Source organism: uncultured Aquimarina sp., assembly GCF_947492115.1.
Lineage (GTDB): Bacteria > Bacteroidota > Bacteroidia > Flavobacteriales > Flavobacteriaceae > Aquimarina.
Genome location: NZ_CANLMM010000001.1, coordinates 835,040 through 855,902 on the forward strand (window position 1 = coordinate 835,040; position 20,863 = coordinate 855,902).

The window sequence follows — 20,863 nt, forward strand, 5'->3', positions numbered from 1 at the left end:
TTGGTTTAAAAGTTGTTTTTACTTAAAAAAAACAGGAAGCATATTTATAATCTTCCGTGCACTTCCTCTTTTAATATTCCTTTTACGTCATATAAAACACCATCTGGTTTCAATAGTGATTTTAAATCAATATCTAAGTACTCCTTATGTGCTACTGTTAATACGACTGCATCATACTTAGTATTAGGTAATTCATTCATAGTTGATAACCCATATTCATGTGCTACTTCAGATGGGTTAGCCCAAGGATCATAAATATTTACATTGGTTCCAAAATCCTTTAAATTTTGAATTACGTCAACCGCTCTGGTATTTCGAACATCAGGACAATTTTCTTTAAATGTTATTCCCAGTACCAAAATATCAGCTCCTTTGATTTTGATATCATGATTGACCATCAATTTAATAACTTCGGACGCTACATATTGTCCCATACTATCATTCAATCTTCTTCCTGCTAGAATTATTTCCGGATGATATCCAAATTCTTGCGCTCTTTGAGCCAAGTAGTATGGATCGACTCCTATACAATGACCACCTACTAAACCTGGCTTAAATGGTAAAAAGTTCCATTTTGTTCCAGCTGCTTTTAGCACGTCATTTGTATCTATGTCCATTAGATTAAAGATCTTTGCTAATTCATTTACAAATGCAATATTAATATCACGTTGGGAGTTTTCTATTACTTTGGCAGCTTCCGCAACTTTAATTGTAGGTGCTAAATGAGTTCCTGCAGTAATTACCGAAGCATATAAATCATCTACTTTTTTTCCTATCTCTGGAGTAGAACCTGCAGTTACTTTTAATATTTTTTCTACAGTATGTAATTTATCTCCAGGATTAATACGTTCAGGAGAATACCCAGCGAAAAAGTCAACATTGAACTTCAATCCACTTACTTTTTCCAAAACTGGTATACATTCTTCTTCAGTAACACCAGGATACACTGTAGATTCATATATCACTATATCTCCTTTTTTTAATACCTTCCCTACCGTCTCACTTGATTTATATAATGGTGTAAGATCAGGTCTATTGTTCTTATCTACTGGAGTGGGTACCGTAACTACATAATAGTTACAATCTTTTATGTCTTCAATATTGGAACTACAAAAAAGTCCCTGATCCATTTTGCTGCTTTCAGTTAAAACTGATTGAAGAATTTCATCCTCAACTTCTAATGTAGTATCCTTACCTGATCGTAACTCCTCTATTCTATTTTGATTGATATCAAAACCAATAACGGGAAACTTGGTTGCAAAAAGTCTAGCTAAAGGAAGTCCCACATATCCCAGACCTATGATTGCTATTTTAATATCTTGCATGGCTATTGTTGTTATTTATATTTATTAGAATGGTCTATTTAAGATTATTCCAATACCATTTTACGGCTTCTTTTAATCCTGATTTCATATCAAATTCAGGATCATATCCTAATAATGTTTTTGCTTTATCCACTGATGCTAAAGAATGAGGCACATCACCCTTACGTTCTGGTCCATTCTTTACTACTACATCATTTATTTTAGGATCAAACTCTGAAAGATAGTCTTTTAATAAAGTTACTAATTCATTTAAGGTAGTTCTTTCCCCGAATGCTGTATTATATACATTATTTAGAGCTTCTTTATTATCAGAGACAATAGCTCTAAGATTCATTTGAATTACATTATCTATATATGTAAAATCTCTTGAAAAAGAACCATCGCCATTAATTACAGGAGATTCATATTTCATGAATTGCATTACAAACTTCGGAATAACGGCAGCATATGCTCCATTTGGATCCTGTTTTCTTCCAAAAACATTAAAATATCGCAAACCTACTGTATCTAAATCATAAGTTCTCTTAAAATTATCTGCATATAATTCATTTACATACTTCGTAATTGCATACGGTGATAAAGGTTTTCCGATTTTTTCTTCTACTTTAGGTAATGCTTTAGAATCTCCATATGTGGATGAACTCGCTGCATAAATAAACCTTTTAACACCCGCATCTCTTGCAGCTACAAGCATGTTTAGAAACCCCCCTACATTTACATCATTACTAGTTATAGGATCATTTATGGATCTTGGTACTGATCCTAATGCAGCTTGATGTAATATATAATCAACACCATTACAAGCTTTGTTGCAATCCTCGAGGTTTCTAATATCTCCTTCTATAAAAGTAAAATTTGGATTTTCAATTAATGTAGTCAGGTTTCTCTTATGACCTGTTGCAAAATTATCTAAACCTATTACTTTACTGCCTTTATCCAGTAATGCCTCACATAAGTTAGATCCTATAAAACCTGCCGCTCCAGTTACCAGAACAGTAGAAGAACTTAACAGCTCCAATTGGTTAGTGTTCATGTATTTTTGTATTACCCCTTGATTTTTAATCCCCTGCGCTATGTTTTTGACATAGACAGCGCGAAATTAACATTTAACAACAGAACACACAACTTATATCTCAGGGGATTTTGACCCATAATAAATACTTAATGTTCCGTTATCCTAAAAAAAAATCAATTCATCGATTTTAAAAAACATAAATAACTAAAAATCAATTATTTAAATATTAATTCGATTTTATTAACAAAAACGTTTTCGGAACGAAAAACAGGTGTTAATACCTATACAATTCTAACAGCTCTTCTTCGAATCTCTTTTTTGGTAAATATTGCTGTTCTAAATTGGGCTCAAAAGGAATAGGTGTATCCAAACTTGAAACTCTTTTTACTGGCGCATCTAGAAACTCAAAACAATGTTCCATTAGCAAAGCAGAAATGTCTGAAGCTATACCTCCAAACATAGAATCTTCTTGCAGTATAATAGCCTTTCCTGTTTTCTTTACCGATTTTATAACAGTATCTATGTCAATCGGTTTCAACGTTCTTAAATCGATAACATCTGCATTAATCTCAGAATGAACTTCTAAAACATCCAAAGCCCAATGCACACCTGCTCCATATGTGATTACAGAAATATCCTCTCCTTCTTCTAATAAAACTGCTTTTCCAATAGGTGTTGTATAATATTCTTTCGGCACCTCTTGTCTAACACTACGATATAACGCCTTGTGTTCAAAAAATAATATTGGATTTGGATCTTCTATCGCTGCTAACAATAGTCCTTTGGCATCCTTAGGAAAAGCAGGGTAAACCACCTTTAAACCAGGAGTCTTAGTAAACCAAGCTTCATTGGTTTGACTATGAAATGGTCCCGCTCCTACACCACCACCACAAGGCATTCTAATAACTACATCAGACGCTTGACTCCAACGATAATTAGATTTTGCCAGTAAATTGACAATAGGATTAAATCCTGAAGAAACAAAATCAGCAAATTGCATCTCTACGATTGCTTTCATACCATTAACAGATAACCCATATGCAGTAGAAACTATTCCTGATTCACAAATAGGAGTATTTCTAACTCTGTCTTTCCCAAATTCTTCAACAAAATTTTCCGTAATCTTGAAAACACCACCATAATCAGCAATATCTTGTCCCATAATGACTAGATGATCATTTCTGCGCATTCCAATCTTTAAAGCTTCAGAAATTGCATCTATAAATCGTAATTCCTCAGATGTGTTATCTAGGGGGTTGCTTTCTACAAAATGAAATTCTTTATAAACATCATTTAGTTCTTTGGTTATATCAACCAAAACGCCTTCTTCTTCATTCGTGCGCTTCCAATCTCTATCAATTTCTTCCTTAATTTCCAATCTTATGCGAAAATCTTCTTCTTCTGATAAAATAGCATGGTTAACCAAGAATTCTTTATAATTTTCTATTGGATCTTTTTTAGCCCAAAATTGCATGAGTTCCTCCGGTACATATTTGGTGCCACTAGCCTCTTCATGACCACGCATTCTAAAAGTTTTAAACTCAATCAACACAGGTCTTGGATTTGTTCTAATATCAGCTGCAATGGTTCGTATAGTATTATAAACTTCTACTACATTATTACCATCAACTACATATGAATCCATTCCGTACCCTAATCCACGATCAGCAAGATGTTTACAATTATATTGTTCTGAAGTAGGTGTAGATAGGCCATACCCATTATTTTCGATACAAAAAATAACAGGCAAACTCCAAACTGAAGCAATATTCAAAGCTTCATGAAAATCTCCCTCACTTGTTCCTCCTTCTCCTGTAAAAACTGCTGTAACCTTGTTATTCTTTTTCAACAAGTTACCTAAAGCAATACCACAAGCGACACCTAATTGAGGCCCTAAATGAGATATCATTCCGACTAAATTATATTCCTGCGAACCGAAATGAAAAGAACGATCTCGACCATTTGTAAAACCATTCGCTTTCCCCTGCCATTGACTAAAAAGTCGATATAAAGGCACTTCTCTTGTTGTAAATACTCCAAGATTTCGATGCATTGGTAGTATATATTCATCCGAACTCAAGGCTGCAGTAACCCCAACTGAAATTGCTTCTTGACCAATACCACTAAACCATTTAGATATTTTGCCTTGTCGTAACAATATGAGCATTTTCTCCTCAATCAATCTTGGTTTTAACATTTTGGCATACAATGAAACCAATAATTCCTTACCATAATCCTTTATATCAAAATCAGATAATAACTTTTCTTCTGCCATATTATTAAATCAATTCGTGAAACAATTTCAACTTTCAGAAATAGAAAGATAGCCTAGTAAATGTAGTTATTTTTATTTCAGAAATAGCCTCGACCCAAGAATACTATTAAGTACTTGTTAATTTAACCTAATTAATACTATGATTTAATTAAATTTACTAGGTTTTCATTCGATTTTATTAAAATATAATTAATTTGACATTCTTCTGAAATGTTAAAAAAAAGATGAACAGCATGATGTATATTTAAGTAAATACATCTATTTTAGTTATAGTAAATAATACAACCATGAATAATATACCGAGTGTAGATCTTGCCGACTTTTTATCAGAAGATCCATCACGTAAACAAAAGTTTGTTGATGAAATTGGTAAAGCCTATGAAGAAATAGGTTTTGTAGCATTAAAGAATCATTTTTTAAGTGATGATTTAGTCGATGAACTATATAAAGAAGTAAAAGCTTTTTTTGCTTTGCCTTTAGAAGACAAACAGAAATATGAAATTGAAGGATTAGGAGGTCAAAGAGGCTATATCTCCTTTGGAAAAGAACATGCCAAAGGAAAAAAAGAAGGTGATTTAAAAGAATTTTGGCATTTTGGTCAAGAACCTTCGGAAGATGCTAACCTAAAAGAGGAATATCCTCCAAATGTAATTGTCGAAGAATTACAAGACTTTAATCCTACGGGTATGGAAGCCTACAGAATGCTTGAGAAAACGGGTATTTATGTTTTAAGAGCTTTGGCTATTTATATAGGATTAGATGAGAATTATTTTGATCATTGGGCTAGTAATGGAAATAGTATTTTGAGACCTATCCATTATCCACCGATTACCGAAGAACCAAAAGGTGCAGTAAGAGCAGGTGCACATGGAGATATAAATCTCATAACCCTATTAATGGGTGCTTCTACTGGAGGGTTACAAGTGCAACGTAAAGATGGAGAATGGATCGACGCAATACCAGAAGAGGATGAACTGGTAATTAATGTTGGAGATATGTTAGAACGTCATACTAATAATAAATTGCGTTCTACTATTCACCGAGTAATCAATCCACCAAAAGAACAATGGAGTAAACCAAGATATTCCATCCCATTTTTTATGCACCCAAGAAGTGATATGAAGCTCAATTGTTTGGAAGAATGTATCACTGATAATAATCCAAAACAATATGATGATATTACTGCAGGTGAGTTTCTTCATCAAAGATTAGTAGAAATAGGATTGATAAAGAAGTAATATAATTATGGATTTAAAAGATCAATTAAAAAATTTATTTCCGGATCATCAATTTACAGAAGAGGAGAAAACAGAGGAAACAAATGAAGGTATTTGGATGCAAGATGATCCTATTATCTGCAAATATGAAAAGAGAAAAGGAAAGCCAATAACTATTTTAGAAGGGTATACGGGTGCGGATGAAGATTTTAAAAAGCTTGCTAAGGAAATTAAAACAACATTAAGTGTTGGTGGAAGCTTTAAAGATGACCGAATTATCATACAAGGAGACTACAGAGATAGAATTATGGATATTCTAACCTCTAAAGGTTTTAAAGTAAAAAGAGTTGGAGGATGATTTTCTAATTAACCATTAAAAGAATACATTTTTGGGGGCTAAAACATTACATATAACCAATGGAGATAGCTTAACAGACTATCTGAAAGAGCTAAATCTTGTCGATGGAGAATTTATGATTTGGCGTGAAATGCTTTGTGAAGGCCCCACTTCGATTAAATTTGAAACCGAAAAAGGTATTGCCATAAGAAAAGAATTCTTAAAAAAGTATTACCGAATTTCACATGCAGATTATCAAAGTAAATTTGTGACACAACTTGATAAGTTGGATACTATTCACAAATTCGATGAAATTATTCTTTGGTTCGAATATGATCTTTTCTGTCATATAAATATGATAGCTGCCATTAGCTTACTGCTTCGTAAAGGAGTTAAAGAAACTCCTATTTATTTAGTTTGCAGTGGACGCGTAGAAAATGCCAAAAAATGTTTAGGATTAGGTGAACTAACAGCTGCACAACTAAAACAGCACTACGAACAAAAAGTACTACTAAATCTTAATGATCTAGAACTTGCTTCTCATGTTTGGACATTGTACTGTGAGTCTAATCCTAAAAAAATAGCTGGACAGATTAAAAAACAATCCTCTTTCGAATACTTATCCATATGCCTAAGAGCACACTTACAAAGATTTCCTAATATGTTAACGGGACTTAATACTTTAGAGCATAATATTTTAGAGATGGTTGATAATTACCAAATTAAGAATATTAAACAGTTAATGGGATATGCTTTGGAATATCAGGGATTCTATGGATATGGTGACATGCAAATGAAGCGAGTATTAGCAAGATTATTTCAATTCTTTGATCAAACCAAAGATCGTTTATTATTATCCGAAAGAGGAAGATTAGCATTAGAGGAAAAGAAAAACTTCTATAATACTCAAATGCTAGATTGGTACTACGGAGGTGTCAAAAAATATGATTACCTCTATAACAAAGAAACACACAATTTATTAAAATTATAAAATGGCGATAGCTGAATCCGAACTGATACTCAACGATGATGGCAGTATCTACCACTTAAACTTAAAGCCAGAACATATTGCATCCACCATTATCACAGTAGGCGATCCTGATAGAGTTTCTAAAATTACTCAGTATTTTGATAGTATTGAACACGCAACTCGAAAAAGAGAATTTCATACACAAACTGGGACTTACAAGGGTAAGCGGTTAACTGTAATTTCTACTGGAATTGGCACAGACAACATAGATATTGTATTTAATGAGTTAGATGCACTAGTGAATATTGATTTAAAAACAAAAAAGGTAAAAGATGAGCATACGTCGCTTAATTTTATCAGAATTGGTACCTCTGGTGCTATACAACCTGAAATTCCTATTGATAGTTTTATAGTTTCTGAAATCGCCATTGGATTTGATAGTTTGCTGCATTTTTATGACAGTGAAGATGTACAATTCCCACAGATATCAGAACCACTAATGAAACATTTAAATTGGAGTAATAAAAAATCATCGCCATATGTAGTTTCCTTTGACAAAAAACTTGGTAGACATATGCAAAGTGATGAAACTATTAAAGGATTTACTATTACTAATGTCGGGTTTTATGGGCCACAAGGAAGAGTTTTACGATTAGCAACATCTGATGCCTTATTAAACCAAAAAATAGGCTCTTTTTCCTATGCAGATAAAAAAATTACTAATTTAGAAATGGAAACTGCAGGAATTTATGGAATGGCTAAACTTTTAGGACATCGAGCCGTATCTATGAATGCTATCCTAGCAAATAGAGCTACAGGACGTTTTAGCCAAGACTCGGAAAAAACAATAGACAACCTCATTAAATACACCTTAGATAAAATTATTAGTTTCTAAAAATTAAATTTAACTTTTAGTTAAAAACTAAATGTATAGGATAATTTAATTTTAAATATGGATGAAAATAAATACACCTATAATGATAGGGATATAAATTGGTTAAGTTTTAACGAACGGGTTTTACAAGAAGCGGAGGATCCAACAAACCCATTATATGAGCGGTTAAAGTTTTTGGCGATATTCTCGTCTAATCTCGATGAATATTTCAGAGTAAGAGTTTCCAGACTTCGCCAAATCAAAAAGATTGATAAACAATTACGAAAAAAACTTGCTTTAAAACCTAATAAACAGGTAAAAGAAATACTAAAATTAGTAAAACTTCAACAAGAAAAATTTGGAAAAATATTTTTTAGCACCCTCATTCCAGAACTTGCCAAAAACGATATACACTTAGTTAATTATCAATTTTATACTACTGACCAACAACAATTTACTACTCAATATTTTATTTCTAAAGTTCTTCCTCTAATTGACTCAAAATTAGTTACTAATTCTGATCAAGAAGAAGTTTTTCTAGAAAATAATAAACTATATTATCTAGTCACTTTTGAAGAGAGCGAATCTTTTGGGGTTGTAAATATTCCCTCGGATCAGTTAGAAAGATTTGTTTGTCTCCCTACAGAAAATGAGAGTCATTATATTACCTTTATAGACGATATTATAAAATTAAACCTAAATCAAATTTTTGAAAATCAAAAGATTTTAGATAGTTATCAAATCAAACTTTCTAGAGATGCAGAATTATATATAGATGATGAGTTTGAAGGTATTTTAGCTGAAAAAATTAAAGAATCCCTTTCACAAAGGAATTTTGGACAACCCACACGATTACTTTTTGACTCATCTATGCCCAAAACACTTAAGAATGAGGTTAGAAAATTATTTAATTTAGGGAAAATCGATATGATGCCTGGTGGCAAGTATCATAACTTCAGTGATTTTTTTAGCTTTCCGGATCCAACAAATAACAGTTTTTTACATTACCCAGCAGTTTCTGAAGTAAGACATAGTGAATTTGAAAAAAGTGACAACTATTTTGATATCATTAAAGGAAAAGATCAATTAGTGCACTTTCCTTATATGTCTTTTGATTATGTGCAAAATTTTATAAATCAAGCTTCTACAGACCAATATGTAACTGAAATAAAAATATCACTATATCGAGTTGCAAAAGAATCTGAACTAACCAATTCTTTATTAAAAGCAATTGAAAATGGTAAAAAAGTAACTGTATTCATTGAAGCAAAAGCACGTTTTGATGAAAAAAATAATTTAAAATGGGGTAAAACATTTGAAGAAAAAGGAGCTTCTGTTTTTTACAGTTACCCTAAAATCAAAGTGCACTCCAAAATACTTTTAGTAAAGAGAAAAGAAAAAGATATTATCCAGTCTTATGCATATATTGGTACAGGAAATTTCAATGCAAAAACTTCAAAAATATACTGTGATCATGGATTATTTACTTCCAACTCAAAGATCACGAAAGATTTAAGTGAAGTATTTGAGGTTCTGTCAGGTAAAATGATACTTCCTAAGCCAAAACAATTATTAGTAGCTCCCTTTACGGTAAGAAATACCTTCGAAGATCTGATTGATATAGAAATTGAAAATGCTAAAAACGGGAAGCCTGCAATTATAAAAGCAAAATTAAACAGTCTAGAAGATAAAAAGATTATAAATAAGTTATATAGAGCAAGTAGTATTGGTGTAAAAATAACATTACTGGTTAGAGGTTTTACTTGTTTAATTCCTGGATTAAAAGGTATGAGTGAAAATATCCAAATTACTAGTATTGTAGATCGGTATTTAGAACATGGAAGAATTTACTATTTCGAAAATGGAGGAGAATCTAAGATTTTTATTGGAAGTGCAGACTGGATGACACGAAACTTGGATAAACGAATTGAAGTGTTAACTCCGATATTAGATACAGATTGTAAAAAAGAATTAGAAACTATTCTGGATATGCAACTAAGTGATAATAAAAAATCTAGGATTCAAGATGCTAAATCTAGTAACAGCTATCAAAAGAAAATGGACGATGAACCGTCCATACAATCACAAAAAGCAATCAGAACATATCTAAATCAGATACATACTGATGATAACATATTATCCGAACAATATCTTAAGACTGATGAAAAAATTAGTCAATAAAAGTAGCGCAATGAAAACAACGATACCATTTTCTAAAGTGTTACTTTTTAGCTTTGCCACTTTCACTTCAGCACCTTTGTTTTTTAAAAAATTCTTTTTCATAACGATTATTGTTTTTATTTTGGGTTATATGTTGCTAATATAGTCGAATATATCAGACTTATATTTCAAAAGTAATCATATTTTTTCTATTTAAACGATAAAATGTGCTTTTTTATCGTTTAAATACAATTTTTAACATATTTACATTATAACTATATGCAAACGATCAAAATTGGAGGCGTTCCAGAGCATTTTAATTTACCATGGCATTTAACAATAGAAGAAAAAGCCTATCAACAAAAAGGTATTAATTTAGAATGGACGGATTTTCCTGGTGGCACTGGAGCTATGTGCGAAGCATTGCGCAATGAGACTATTGATATTGCCATTATACTTACCGAAGGTATCGTAAAAGATATGATCGCTGGTAATCCTTCCAAAATTGTACAAACCTATATACAATCACCTTTAATTTGGGGTATTCATGTAGGACATCATTCTACATATAAAACTATAGAAGATCTTCGACATACTTCTGCAGCAATAAGTAGATATGGATCTGGGTCTCATTTAATGGCCTATGTAAATGCACAAAATCAAGGATGGGACACATCTCTTTTAAAATTTGAAGTTATACGAAATTTAGATGGAGCAGTTGAGGCACTAACTAATGATACAGCTGATTATTTTATGTGGGAGCATTTTACAACAAAACCATTAGTAGATAACGGAACATTTAGGCGTATTGCGGACTGCCCTACTCCATGGCCTTGCTTTGTAATTGCAGTTCGAGAAAATATTTTACAATCACATCAAGAGCAAATACAAGATATTTTAGAAATTATTAATTCTACAACTACTGATTTCAAGAAAATTCCAAGTATAGATAAGACATTAGCTTATAGATATGATCAACGCTTGGATGACATAAAAGAGTGGTTACAACTTACCGAATGGAGCCAATCTATGATAGCACTAGAAACATTAGATCAAGTCCAAAATCAACTAAAGCAATTAAACATTATCGAAAAAACAGTTGATTCAAAAAATTTAATTTTTGAAGTATAAGCAACCTTTTTACATTTCAAACATCTTGCTTACAAAGGAAAACAATTTAATTATTATGAAATCAATTCTTATCGTAAGCATTATTTTATGCTCATTTCAATGTACCGTAGCACAAGATCAATCAGATCTGCCAAAACGAGATATTAACAAAAATGAACTTAGTCTAAACCCATTAAATATTGTAGCTTTTGGTGCTCTTGATATTGGATATGAAAGAGTTTTAAATAATAATAGTACTCTTGGATTTGATTTTTTCTATCTATTAACAGATAGAGATGATGATGATATATTTGATGGTGATGATATATTTGAAAAAGACATTGCTTTTACAACAAAGTTCAAGTACTTTTTTGGAGAAAGAATAGCTCGAGGGTTTTATGTAGAAGGTTTCGGAATGTTATCTTCTGGATCAGATGAAATCTTAATAGATGTATTTGATTCTCAAGGTAATTTCATAAGAGTTGATGAGATTGAGGAAGATTTCACGGACTTCGCTTTAGGATTTGGTGTTGGTGGAAAATTTGTAGCCAGGAATGGTTTTTTAATTGATATCGGATTTGGTATTGGACGAAATTTATTTAACAACGATGCTCCAGAAATCGTTATAAGGCCGAACTTGTACTTAGGTTATCGTTTTTAGAGAATTTTCATTTAATTCTCTTTTAAATAAATACCACATGCTTTTTATCTTCATTTTTTGGTAGGGTATTTTATCTATTATATGTTTTAGGTACAGTTCACGTCAATTTTGATGATATTAATTAAAACAAAAAAAATGAGACTTTTATTAATTACAATTATTACCTTCTTTACTTCATTTATATCATATAGTCAGGATTCACCAGACATTATACCAAGAGATATTAATAAGAACGAGATTGGCCTTAATCCTCTAAACATAATTGCGTTCGGAGCATTAGATGTTTCTTATGAAAGAATTTTAAGCAGCGATCATAGTATAGGTGTTGATATATTCTATAGGTTCAGTGATGATATTGATAACGATAATGATATCGTAGATAGAGATGGTATTTTCGATAAAAAATTAGCGTTAACAGGACATTATAAATACTTCTTTGGTCGTCGAGTAGCAAGAGGATTTTATGTAGAAGGTTTTGGTATGTTATCAACTGGTGATCATGATAATACGGTAAGAGTAGTAAATGATCAAGGAGACTTAATTGGTTTTAGAGATGTTCCAGAAAATTATACTGACTTTGCTCTTGGATTTGGAGTTGGGGGAAAATTCGTAACCAGAAACGGCTTTTTTATAGATATTGGTTTTGGAATAGGAAGAAATTTATTTAACAATAAAAGCCCTGAAATTATAGTTAGACCGGATTTATATATAGGATATCGATTTTAGAGGTAGGGATATCCATTATATAAACGTTATATATATAAAGGTAAAGATGGCATATGTTCAAATATTTAATAAATTTTTATTAGATCATAAATTTTACCCTATACATCTTTAACATATTTTTAATTCTTAGAGATTACGGGCTTTCCGCAGCTAAAGATTTAAATATTTTTGTACATTTGCCATGCCTACCCCGAAAACCAATTATCAGTATGCACGCAACCATTATATAGTTCTTGCATCTAATAATTAACTAACAAATCAATTATGGTGACATTTTTACTAATTCTTGGAGGGCTTATAGCATTTAATTTTATTCTTCTAAAATTCAGTGTTCAATCGGTTGATACAAATAGAAAAAAGTCTAAAAACTTAAAATCAACTACAGACGCTAACATTGGCAAAGCGAAAACTGCTAGCATAGCAAAAGCTGCTTAAAAAGTATTTTACCAAATTATCGGTGATTGATTTACTTTTTTTAGGTAATCATTTGTTTTACTAAAATGTTTATTTCCGAACCAATATCCTCTATTCGCGCTTAGCGGAGATGGATGTCCACTGTTCAGCACCAAATGTTCTACAGTATTTATTTTAGCTCCCTTTTTCTTTGCGTAACCACCCCATAACATAAAAACTACGTCTTTTTTGTTTTCTGATATAGTGTTGATTACAGCATCAGTAAATTTTTCCCAACCTTTACCCTGGTGTGATCCTGCTTGATGAGCACGAACCGTTAATGTTGCGTTTAGTAATAGTACACCTTGTTTAGCCCAACGTTCTAAATTACCATTCGACGGGAATGATACATTTAAATCAGTTTCTAATTCTTTAAAAATATTAATTAGAGATGGAGGTATTGCTACGCCTTCATTTACAGAAAAGCATAATCCATGAGCTTGTCCAATACCATGATAAGGATCTTGGCCAATAATAACAACTTTAACATTGTCAAAACTGCAATGATCGAATGCAGCAAAAATCTCAGAACCCTTTGGATAACAAGTGTGATCTTTATATTCAGCTTTTACAAAATCAGTAAGAGTCTTAAAATACGGTTTTTCGAACTCATTTTTAAGTTGTTCTTTCCAACTGGGATCAATATTTACGTTCATCTTAGTATCAAAAAAATATGCAATTGTTTACATTTGCTTCAAGCAAAATTATGACAAATACTTTTTAAAAATCGAGCGATACCACAAGTTTTATAACAAAGAAATTAACTAAAAAAGAATATTTCCTAAATCAATTAGGTCCAAAAAATGATTAGAATTTCAGACAAAACACTTAAAGATTTAGAATTCAATACGGTATTAAATCATATTGAAGAGCTATGTAATACAGAACACGGGAAAGCAAAAGCTGTACAAATTGTTCCTTTTTCTACAAAAGAGAATTTACATTTGGCACTACAACAAGTATTTGAATATAAATCTTCATATTTAAACGATTCGAGAATACCTAATCACGGATTTGATAGTATCAATACAGAGTTAAAATTATTAGGAATTGAAAATACGTTCTTAGAAAGCTTTAATCTAAAGAAGATAATATCTATTAACTTAACTGTTAATGAGTTACTTAGTTTTTTTAGAAAAAATAAAGAACTTTACCCAACACTCTATCAAACTTCGAACACCATTACCTTTACCAAAGAAATTATAAATCTCATTGATACGGTAATTGACAAATTTGGTGAAGTAAAAGATAACGCCTCTCCTACTCTAAATGTGTTAAGAAAAAATATACACGAAGTTCAAGGTAAATTGAATGGAAGTTTCGGAAGGGATTTGAGCAGATACAATAGTTTAGGATATTTGGATGATATTAAGGAGAGTATTGTTGATAATCGAAGAGTGCTAGCCGTAAAAGCAATGTACCGAAGAAAGGTAAAAGGTTCTATTCTTGGTAATTCTAAAACTGGAAGTATTGTATATATAGAGCCCGAAGCAACAATTCAATTTAGTCGTGCTTTAAATAATCTTCAATATGAAGAAAGAGAAGAAATTGTAAAAATACTGAAAGAATTAACTAATAAAATTAGACCTTTTTCCGAACTTTTAGGTGAATATCAGGAATACTTAAGCGATGTAGACATCATCGCTGCAAAAACAAAATACGCTCAAAAGTTTAATGGAGTACTACCAAAAATAACAGAAGATCGAGAATTAACCGTAAAGGATGCGTATCATCCTTTGCTGTATCTAAATAATCAAGAAAAAGGCGAAAAGACGTATCCCCAAACCATTTCATTAGATAAGGATAATCGTATCATTGTTATCTCTGGCCCTAATGCTGGAGGAAAGAGTATCACTCTAAAAACGATAGGTTTATTACAAATCATGCTTCAGAGCGGTATGCTAATTCCTGTACATGAATATAGCAGAATGTGTTTGTTTAATACCGTTCTTACTGATATTGGAGATAATCAATCGATAGAAAACCATTTAAGTACGTATAGTTATCGATTGAAGAATATGAATTACTTTCTAAAAAAATGCAATGATAAAACCTTATTCCTTATTGATGAATTCGGAACAGGAAGTGATCCAGAATTGGGAGGAGCATTAGCAGAAGCCTTTTTAGAAGTTTTTTACGAACGTGAATCGTTTGGTATCATAACTACGCATTATGCTAATTTAAAAATGTTGGCTAACGAATTACCGAATATGACCAATGCCAATATGCTTTTTGATTCACGCACTTTAGAACCACTTTTTAAACTTTATCTTGGTGAAGCAGGTAGTTCATTTACATTTGAGGTTGCTCAAAAAAATGGAATCCCCTATAGCTTAATAAATAAAGCTAAAAAGAAAGTAGAACGAGGTAAAATTAGATTTGATAAAAGTATTGCGAATCTGCAACGCGAACGTTCTAAACTACAAAAAACTACATCTTCTCTAAAAACAAAAGAGCAGAAAACAGAAGAAGAAAAAGAACGTTTAGACAAAATCAATAAAAGACTACAACATAAGCTGGAGAGCTATCAAGAACTTTATGATAGTAATCAGCGAATGATATATCTCGGGCAAAAACTAAATGAAATAAGTGAAAAATACTTCCATAATAAAAAGAAGAGAGAACTTATCGACGAGTTTATGAAAATTGTGCAGGTTGAGAACTCTAAAAGAACAAAACAAACTACCAAACAAAGAAAAGCCAAGAAAGCAAGACAACAAAAGGTAGTCAAAGAGGTGGAAAAAAAAGTTGAAGTAATTAGAGAAAAGAAAAAAGAACAAAAAAAGATAGAAGAAAAATTAGAAAAAGAAAAACCCAAAGTGATTCTTAAAATTGGGGATAGAGTTCGTATGATAGATGGTAAATCAATAGGAACCATTGATACTTTAGAGAAAGGGAAAGCTGTAGTAAATTATGGCATTTTCACAACAAATGTAGCCATCGATCAACTTGAATTTGTAGAAAGAAAAAAATAATAATTTTAATCTTCATTCATAAGCAAAGGCCATTAGTATATTATAACTAATGGCCTTTTGCGTAGGTTAAGATCTGCAGATAATTACTTCCCTCCTGCTAAAAGAACAAATGAATTTCTAGAAACAGGGGAAACATTATAACTTTTTACTTTTCTTAATGTCTTTATATACTTTTCAGCTTCCATGAATGCAAATTCCATTGCACTAACAGAAGCATTCTTATCTACCTCCATTGTTTTAGAAATAGTATCTCCATTTAAATATTCTATAGTCATCTTCCACTTCTTAATAGAATGAAAGTTTCTGGATGCTAAAGCACTTTCGTCCTTCTCTACCCTCTTTTCTTTTTTACCCTTCTCATTTATTAAATCTGAATGTACACTGGCTGCATTCACAAAAGAGACGCAAAAAACAGCAATTATAAGTATGAGTTTCATTTTTAAAGCGGTTTTGATTTGTATGTTTCGAATATACAATTATTATTTGAATATACACATATTTTTTTATTAAAAATTTATTTGTATATTTATTTGATAGAATTGTATTTATAATGGTTAACAAGAATTTGAAAAAGCTTTTAAAAAAAAGCAAAGGCAATAAAACTGTATATGGAATTTCCAAAGTATTAGGTATTAGTCCACAGGCAGGAGACTATATTGTGAAGAAAAAAAACCTGGCTAAAGATTACGTACGATTAAAAAAGATTGCAGATTATATGGGTGTAGATATTATTGATATCGTAGATTATAAGAAAAAATAATCCAAGGTATCTAAAGTCAAAAAAATTCCTGACTTAGAATAATGTTATAAATACTTTCAAAACAATTGCATTTGGTTATTTTTGAATTTCATCAATCTGGTATTCATGCAAATTTATCTTTACCTCGCTTCTTACGTTTTATTAATTATTGGGATATCCATCTATTTAGCTAAATCTTCTACAGCAGAAGATTTCCTAATTGGGGGAAGAAATCGAAGTGGTTGGACTATATTATTCTCCAAATTTGCCGGAGCCATTGGTGTAAGCACATTAATAACGTACACTGGATATGCGTATAAATTTGGCTGGGGACTTTTTGCTATGTCTATTGGTTCCGTGATTGGTTATTTACTTTTTGCATTTTGGGCCGCTCCTAAAATCAAAAATCTATCTATACAAGGTACGTTTTATACACAAGGTGATCTTCCTGCCTTTGTAACTGGTAACAAACATACTTCTTTAGTTACCAATATAATTACAGTAATAGTACAGTTCTTCTGGATTCTATTATCACTAGCTGGTGGAGCAAAAGTCATTGGATTTTTTGGGCTTTTCTCCTACGATACCTCTCTTATTATTACAGCTACAGTAGTATTAATTTATGTAATGTTTTCAGGTTTTAAAGCGGTAATGATTACGGATATTATTCAGGCTCTTATCATTATTTGTTTTTTAGGTCTATTGATTTTCAATATGCTGGAATTAAAAGAACTTCAAACAGTTCTAACAACTAAAACAAATGAAAATGTAGAGTTAGGAAGCATCATTGGTCTTGTTTTATATGGTGGATTATCAGTGTTTGGATTAGCGGACAGATATCAGTTATGTTACGCTGCAAAAGATATACGGTCTCTAAAAAAGGGGCTTAGTTTAGCTATTATACCTGTTTTATTAGTTGCATTTCTTTTATTAATAGTAGGACTTTATGTATACCAACAAAATAGTGGTTTGGATCCAGATACAGTTTTCATTTTTGCCATGCAAAACTTAGTTACTTCTACATGGATACCTCTATTAGTTGTTTTGTTTTTTGCTGGTTTAATGAGTACTGCGGATACTTCTGTTTTTGCGGTCTCATCGCATCTTATTCCTCCATCTTCGGAAAAGGAAAAAGTAAAATCAATCCGTTATGCTACTATAATTACCGTAATTGCAGCTTTCATTTCTGCCCATTTCTGGAAAAGCATTGTAGATATTACAATTGTTGGTGCAGCCCTTAGAATGACACTTTCTATAGCTATGATATATGTAATCAGAAGTAAGAAAAATAGCGGACGTTTTATTGCCAGTGCTCTTGGTGGAGTTGTAGGTTTACTTATTGGCTTAATTGCTTTTGGTCCCAAACCAACAATCGCTATCACTGTGCTTTTAGGATCCTTATTAGGACTAATTTACAGATCTAAATAGTGCTGTTAAAGTATCCTTAAACCTAAAAACTGAGAATTTTATCTTTATATATTTGACGAAATACTCAAAATAAGTATCAATTCAATTATTATGCGAAATTTACTTTTTGTAATAGCATTCAGTGTTATTTTTATTCATATTACTGAAGCACAACAACCCCAAAAACCAAATTCTGTAGAAATTCATGAAGCTATTAAAAAGTTAAACTTTTTAGGATCTGTTTTATATGTCGCTGCACATCCCGATGATGAAAATACAAGATTAATTTCTTACATGGCTAATGAAGTTAAGGCAAGAACAGCCTATTTATCCCTAACACGAGGTGATGGTGGTCAAAATCTAATTGGCCCTGAAATTCGAGAATTATTAGGTGTCATACGAACACAAGAACTTTTAGCTGCAAGGAATACTGATGGTGGAGAACAGATCTTTACACGCGCTAATGATTTCGGTTTTTCGAAACATCCAGATGAAACATTAGCCATTTGGGATAAAAAAGAAGTATTAGATGATGTTGTTTGGGCTATTCGAAAATTTCAACCTGATGTAATAATCAATAGATTCAATCATAGAACACCTGGAACTACTCATGGTCACCATACTACATCTGCTATGTTAAGCGTCGAAGCATTTGATTTGGTTGCGGATCCGAAAATATATCCAGAACAATTAGCATATGTACAACCATGGCAACCAAAAAGATTATTCTTTAATACGTCTTGGTGGTTTTATGGAAGTAGAAAAAACTTTGAAAAAGCAGATAAATCTAAATTTCTAGAGTTTGATACAGGAGTATATTATCAAAAATTAGGACTTTCTAATACAGAAATAGCTTCTCTAAGTAGAAGTCAGCATAAATCTCAAGGATTTGGAAGTACGGGAACCCGAGGAAAGCAAACTGAATATGTTGAATTAATAAAAGGAGATTTACCAAAAGATAAGACTAATATTTTTGATGGGATAGATACTTCTTGGAATCGTGTTAAAGGTGGGCAAGCAATCGGTGATATCTTATATGAAGTAGAAAAAAACTTTGATTTCCAAAACCCTTCAGCATCTATTAAACAATTAGTAAAGGCATATCAACTAATTCAGCAATTAGAAAACGAACATTGGAAAGCTATTAAATCCAAAGAAATTAAGGAAATCATCGCTGCGTCTGCAGGTTTGTATATTGAAGCGACTGCTACAGATGCATATACCACAGAGAATAGTGAAGTTACCGTAAAAATTGAAGCAATCAACAGAAGTACTATTCCTATGAAATTACAATCAGTTGATATCAGTGCCATAGGTGCTGCAGAAAATTCAAACACTTCTTTAGATACTAATAACAGAATTAACTTAGAATTAAAAGGTAAAATCAGTTCAGGAGCTAACAATACAAGTCCATATTGGCTCACTTCCAAAGGTACATTAGGTATGTACAAGGTGGACAAGCAGGAGCTTATAGGAAATCCTGAAACAAACCGTCAAATAAAAGCTGTCTTTAAACTTAATATAGATGGAACTATAATTCCATATTCAAAAGACGTAGTATATAAAACCAATGATCCGGTAAAAGGAGAAGTATATAAACCTTTTGAAATCATACCTGCCATTTCAGCAACTATAGCTAACAAGGTTATGATTTATGCTAATGATATTGCAAAAGAAGTACCGGTAACAATTAAAGCTGGAGAACATAATCTTACTGGAACTATTTCCTTACAACACCCTAAAGGATGGAAAGTAAGCCCGGAAAGTATTGATTTTACACTTGCACAAAAAGGAGAAGAAAGAAAAGTGACTTTTACTCTTACTCCGCCTACAGGTCAAAACGAAGGTTACATAACTCCAAGAATAAAATTAAATAATGGAAAAGTATACACGGATGAAGTTATTACTATAGATTATGATCATATCCCATTCCAGACGGTTATTCTACCTTCAGAAACCAAGGTTGTAAGACTAGATATTAAGAAAAAAGGACAGAATATCGGATATATCGAAGGTGCGGGGGATGTAGTTCCTGAAAGTTTACAACAAATTGGCTATGATGTAACTACCATAGCTCCTGAATCCATTTCTACCAAAACATTAGCTCCTTTTGATGCTATTGTAATAGGAATAAGAGCTTATAACACCGTAGAGGAACTTAAGTTTGGACAGAAGTATTTATTAGAATACGTAAAAAATGGAGGGAATCTAATTATACAATATAACACAAATAGAAGGTTAAAGGTTACGGACAATCTGGGACCTTATCCATTAAAATTATCAAGAGATAGAGTTACTGACGAAAATGCAGCAATAAAATTATTAGCAGAAGATCATGCTGTTCTTAACACACCTAATAAGATTACCAATAAAGATTTTGAAGGTTGGGTACAAGAAAGAGGATTATATTTTCCAAATGAGTGGTCTAAAGAATACACTCCAATTATTGCCGCTAACGACAAAGGAGAATCTTCAAAAAAAGGAGCTTTATTAGTAGCCAAATATGGAAAAGGGTATTATGTGTATACAGGTTTAAGCTTTTTTAGAGAATTCCCAGCAGGAGTATCAGGAGCATATAGGTTATTTGCAAATATGTTATCTTTAGGAAAATAAATTACC

General features: G+C 31.8%; 18 protein-coding genes. 13 read left to right on the forward strand and 5 right to left on the reverse strand.

Annotation, left to right across the window (positions count from 1 at the left end):
* Window positions 1–44: 44 nt before the first annotated feature.
* The 3 genes from Q1A73_RS03790 to Q1A73_RS03800 form a co-directional block, all read right to left on the reverse strand.
* Window positions 45–1,325, reverse strand: coding sequence for a nucleotide sugar dehydrogenase (locus Q1A73_RS03790; RefSeq protein WP_299601774.1), 1,281 nt, complete (start codon window positions 1,323–1,325; stop codon window positions 45–47).
* A gap of 34 nt (window positions 1,326–1,359) precedes the next feature.
* Window positions 1,360–2,358 carry an SDR family oxidoreductase gene (locus tag Q1A73_RS03795; RefSeq protein WP_299601777.1) on the reverse strand — a complete coding sequence of 333 codons (999 nt, stop codon included), beginning with the start codon at window positions 2,356–2,358 and terminating at the stop codon, window positions 1,360–1,362.
* A 256-nt stretch (window positions 2,359–2,614) separates the two neighbouring features.
* Window positions 2,615–4,615: a dehydrogenase E1 component subunit alpha/beta gene (locus Q1A73_RS03800; RefSeq protein ID WP_299601780.1), complete on the reverse strand. Its 2,001-nt coding sequence runs from the start codon at window positions 4,613–4,615 to the stop codon at window positions 2,615–2,617.
* Window positions 4,616–4,902: 287 nt separating this feature from the next.
* Between Q1A73_RS03800 and Q1A73_RS03805 the strand changes: the two genes are divergently transcribed.
* From Q1A73_RS03805 to Q1A73_RS03845, 9 genes are all read left to right on the forward strand, one after another.
* The gene (locus Q1A73_RS03805) at window positions 4,903–5,853 is read left to right on the forward strand and encodes a 2-oxoglutarate and iron-dependent oxygenase domain-containing protein (protein WP_299601782.1); all 951 of its coding nucleotides are present in this window, start codon (window positions 4,903–4,905) and stop codon (window positions 5,851–5,853) included.
* Between the two features lie 7 nt (window positions 5,854–5,860).
* Complete coding sequence (locus Q1A73_RS03810) at window positions 5,861–6,190, forward strand: translation initiation factor (RefSeq protein WP_299601785.1); 330 nt, start codon at window positions 5,861–5,863, stop codon at window positions 6,188–6,190.
* Window positions 6,191–6,221: 31 nt separating this feature from the next.
* Window positions 6,222–7,160: a DUF1835 domain-containing protein gene (locus Q1A73_RS03815; RefSeq protein ID WP_299601787.1), complete on the forward strand. Its 939-nt coding sequence runs from the start codon at window positions 6,222–6,224 to the stop codon at window positions 7,158–7,160.
* A gap of 1 nt (window position 7,161) precedes the next feature.
* A complete protein-coding gene (locus Q1A73_RS03820; protein WP_299601790.1) occupies window positions 7,162–8,034 on the forward strand; it encodes a nucleoside phosphorylase in 873 nt (290 codons plus the stop codon).
* A gap of 57 nt (window positions 8,035–8,091) precedes the next feature.
* Window positions 8,092–10,194, forward strand: a complete 2,103-nt coding sequence (gene ppk1, locus Q1A73_RS03825; protein ID WP_299601793.1) for a polyphosphate kinase 1 — start codon at window positions 8,092–8,094, stop codon at window positions 10,192–10,194.
* 258 nt (window positions 10,195–10,452) lie between these two features.
* Window positions 10,453–11,304, forward strand: a complete 852-nt coding sequence (locus tag Q1A73_RS03830) for a substrate-binding domain-containing protein (protein WP_299601796.1) — start codon at window positions 10,453–10,455, stop codon at window positions 11,302–11,304.
* A gap of 55 nt (window positions 11,305–11,359) precedes the next feature.
* Window positions 11,360–11,944: a hypothetical protein gene (locus tag Q1A73_RS03835; protein ID WP_299601799.1), complete on the forward strand. Its 585-nt coding sequence runs from the start codon at window positions 11,360–11,362 to the stop codon at window positions 11,942–11,944.
* 135 nt (window positions 11,945–12,079) lie between these two features.
* Window positions 12,080–12,670 carry a hypothetical protein gene (locus tag Q1A73_RS03840; protein ID WP_299601802.1) on the forward strand — a complete coding sequence of 197 codons (591 nt, stop codon included), beginning with the start codon at window positions 12,080–12,082 and terminating at the stop codon, window positions 12,668–12,670.
* Window positions 12,671–12,934: 264 nt separating this feature from the next.
* Entirely contained in the window at window positions 12,935–13,105 is a 171-nt protein-coding gene (locus Q1A73_RS03845; protein WP_299601805.1) for a hypothetical protein, read from the forward strand.
* Between the two features lie 8 nt (window positions 13,106–13,113).
* On the opposite strand, the gene Q1A73_RS03850 is transcribed toward Q1A73_RS03845, so the two are convergent.
* Entirely contained in the window at window positions 13,114–13,779 is a 666-nt protein-coding gene (locus Q1A73_RS03850; RefSeq protein WP_299601808.1) for a uracil-DNA glycosylase, read from the reverse strand.
* A gap of 147 nt (window positions 13,780–13,926) precedes the next feature.
* On the opposite strand from Q1A73_RS03850, the gene Q1A73_RS03855 reads away from it, so the two are divergent.
* Window positions 13,927–16,098, forward strand: coding sequence for a DNA mismatch repair protein MutS (locus tag Q1A73_RS03855; RefSeq protein ID WP_299601811.1), 2,172 nt, complete (start codon window positions 13,927–13,929; stop codon window positions 16,096–16,098).
* An 83-nt stretch (window positions 16,099–16,181) separates the two neighbouring features.
* On the opposite strand, the gene Q1A73_RS03860 is transcribed toward Q1A73_RS03855, so the two are convergent.
* The gene (locus Q1A73_RS03860) at window positions 16,182–16,535 is read right to left on the reverse strand and encodes a hypothetical protein (protein ID WP_299601814.1); all 354 of its coding nucleotides are present in this window, start codon (window positions 16,533–16,535) and stop codon (window positions 16,182–16,184) included.
* A 128-nt stretch (window positions 16,536–16,663) separates the two neighbouring features.
* Here Q1A73_RS03860 and Q1A73_RS03865 point away from each other — a divergent pair, with 128 nt between their 5' ends.
* The 3 genes from Q1A73_RS03865 to Q1A73_RS03875 all read left to right on the forward strand — a co-directional run bounded on the left by Q1A73_RS03865 (window position 16,664) and on the right by Q1A73_RS03875 (window position 20,857).
* A complete protein-coding gene (locus Q1A73_RS03865; protein WP_299601817.1) occupies window positions 16,664–16,858 on the forward strand; it encodes a hypothetical protein in 195 nt (64 codons plus the stop codon).
* A gap of 105 nt (window positions 16,859–16,963) precedes the next feature.
* Window positions 16,964–18,265: a hypothetical protein gene (locus Q1A73_RS03870; protein ID WP_299601820.1), complete on the forward strand. Its 1,302-nt coding sequence runs from the start codon at window positions 16,964–16,966 to the stop codon at window positions 18,263–18,265.
* A gap of 90 nt (window positions 18,266–18,355) precedes the next feature.
* Entirely contained in the window at window positions 18,356–20,857 is a 2,502-nt protein-coding gene (locus tag Q1A73_RS03875; protein ID WP_299601823.1) for a PIG-L family deacetylase, read from the forward strand.
* The last annotated feature ends 6 nt before the right edge of the window (window positions 20,858–20,863 follow it).

Bases quoted from the DNA above. Each gene is read 5' to 3' on its own strand.
- Q1A73_RS03790 (WP_299601774.1), bottom strand. From the start codon at position 1,325: ATGCAAGATATTAAAATAGCAATCATAGGTCTGGGATATGTGGGACTT.
- Q1A73_RS03795 (WP_299601777.1), bottom strand. From the start codon at position 2,358: ATGAACACTAACCAATTGGAGCTGTTAAGTTCTTCTACTGTTCTGGTA.
- Q1A73_RS03800 (WP_299601780.1), bottom strand. From the start codon at position 4,615: ATGGCAGAAGAAAAGTTATTATCTGATTTTGATATAAAGGATTATGGT.
- Q1A73_RS03805 (WP_299601782.1), top strand. From the start codon at position 4,903: ATGAATAATATACCGAGTGTAGATCTTGCCGACTTTTTATCAGAAGAT.
- Q1A73_RS03810 (WP_299601785.1), top strand. From the start codon at position 5,861: ATGGATTTAAAAGATCAATTAAAAAATTTATTTCCGGATCATCAATTT.
- Q1A73_RS03820 (WP_299601790.1), top strand. From the start codon at position 7,162: ATGGCGATAGCTGAATCCGAACTGATACTCAACGATGATGGCAGTATC.
- ppk1 (WP_299601793.1), top strand. From the start codon at position 8,092: ATGGATGAAAATAAATACACCTATAATGATAGGGATATAAATTGGTTA.
- Q1A73_RS03830 (WP_299601796.1), top strand. From the start codon at position 10,453: ATGCAAACGATCAAAATTGGAGGCGTTCCAGAGCATTTTAATTTACCA.
- Q1A73_RS03835 (WP_299601799.1), top strand. From the start codon at position 11,360: ATGAAATCAATTCTTATCGTAAGCATTATTTTATGCTCATTTCAATGT.
- Q1A73_RS03840 (WP_299601802.1), top strand. From the start codon at position 12,080: ATGAGACTTTTATTAATTACAATTATTACCTTCTTTACTTCATTTATA.
- Q1A73_RS03845 (WP_299601805.1), top strand. From the start codon at position 12,935: ATGGTGACATTTTTACTAATTCTTGGAGGGCTTATAGCATTTAATTTT.
- Q1A73_RS03850 (WP_299601808.1), bottom strand. From the start codon at position 13,779: ATGAACGTAAATATTGATCCCAGTTGGAAAGAACAACTTAAAAATGAG.
- Q1A73_RS03855 (WP_299601811.1), top strand. From the start codon at position 13,927: ATGATTAGAATTTCAGACAAAACACTTAAAGATTTAGAATTCAATACG.
- Q1A73_RS03860 (WP_299601814.1), bottom strand. From the start codon at position 16,535: ATGAAACTCATACTTATAATTGCTGTTTTTTGCGTCTCTTTTGTGAAT.
- Q1A73_RS03870 (WP_299601820.1), top strand. From the start codon at position 16,964: ATGCAAATTTATCTTTACCTCGCTTCTTACGTTTTATTAATTATTGGG.
- Q1A73_RS03875 (WP_299601823.1), top strand. From the start codon at position 18,356: ATGCGAAATTTACTTTTTGTAATAGCATTCAGTGTTATTTTTATTCAT.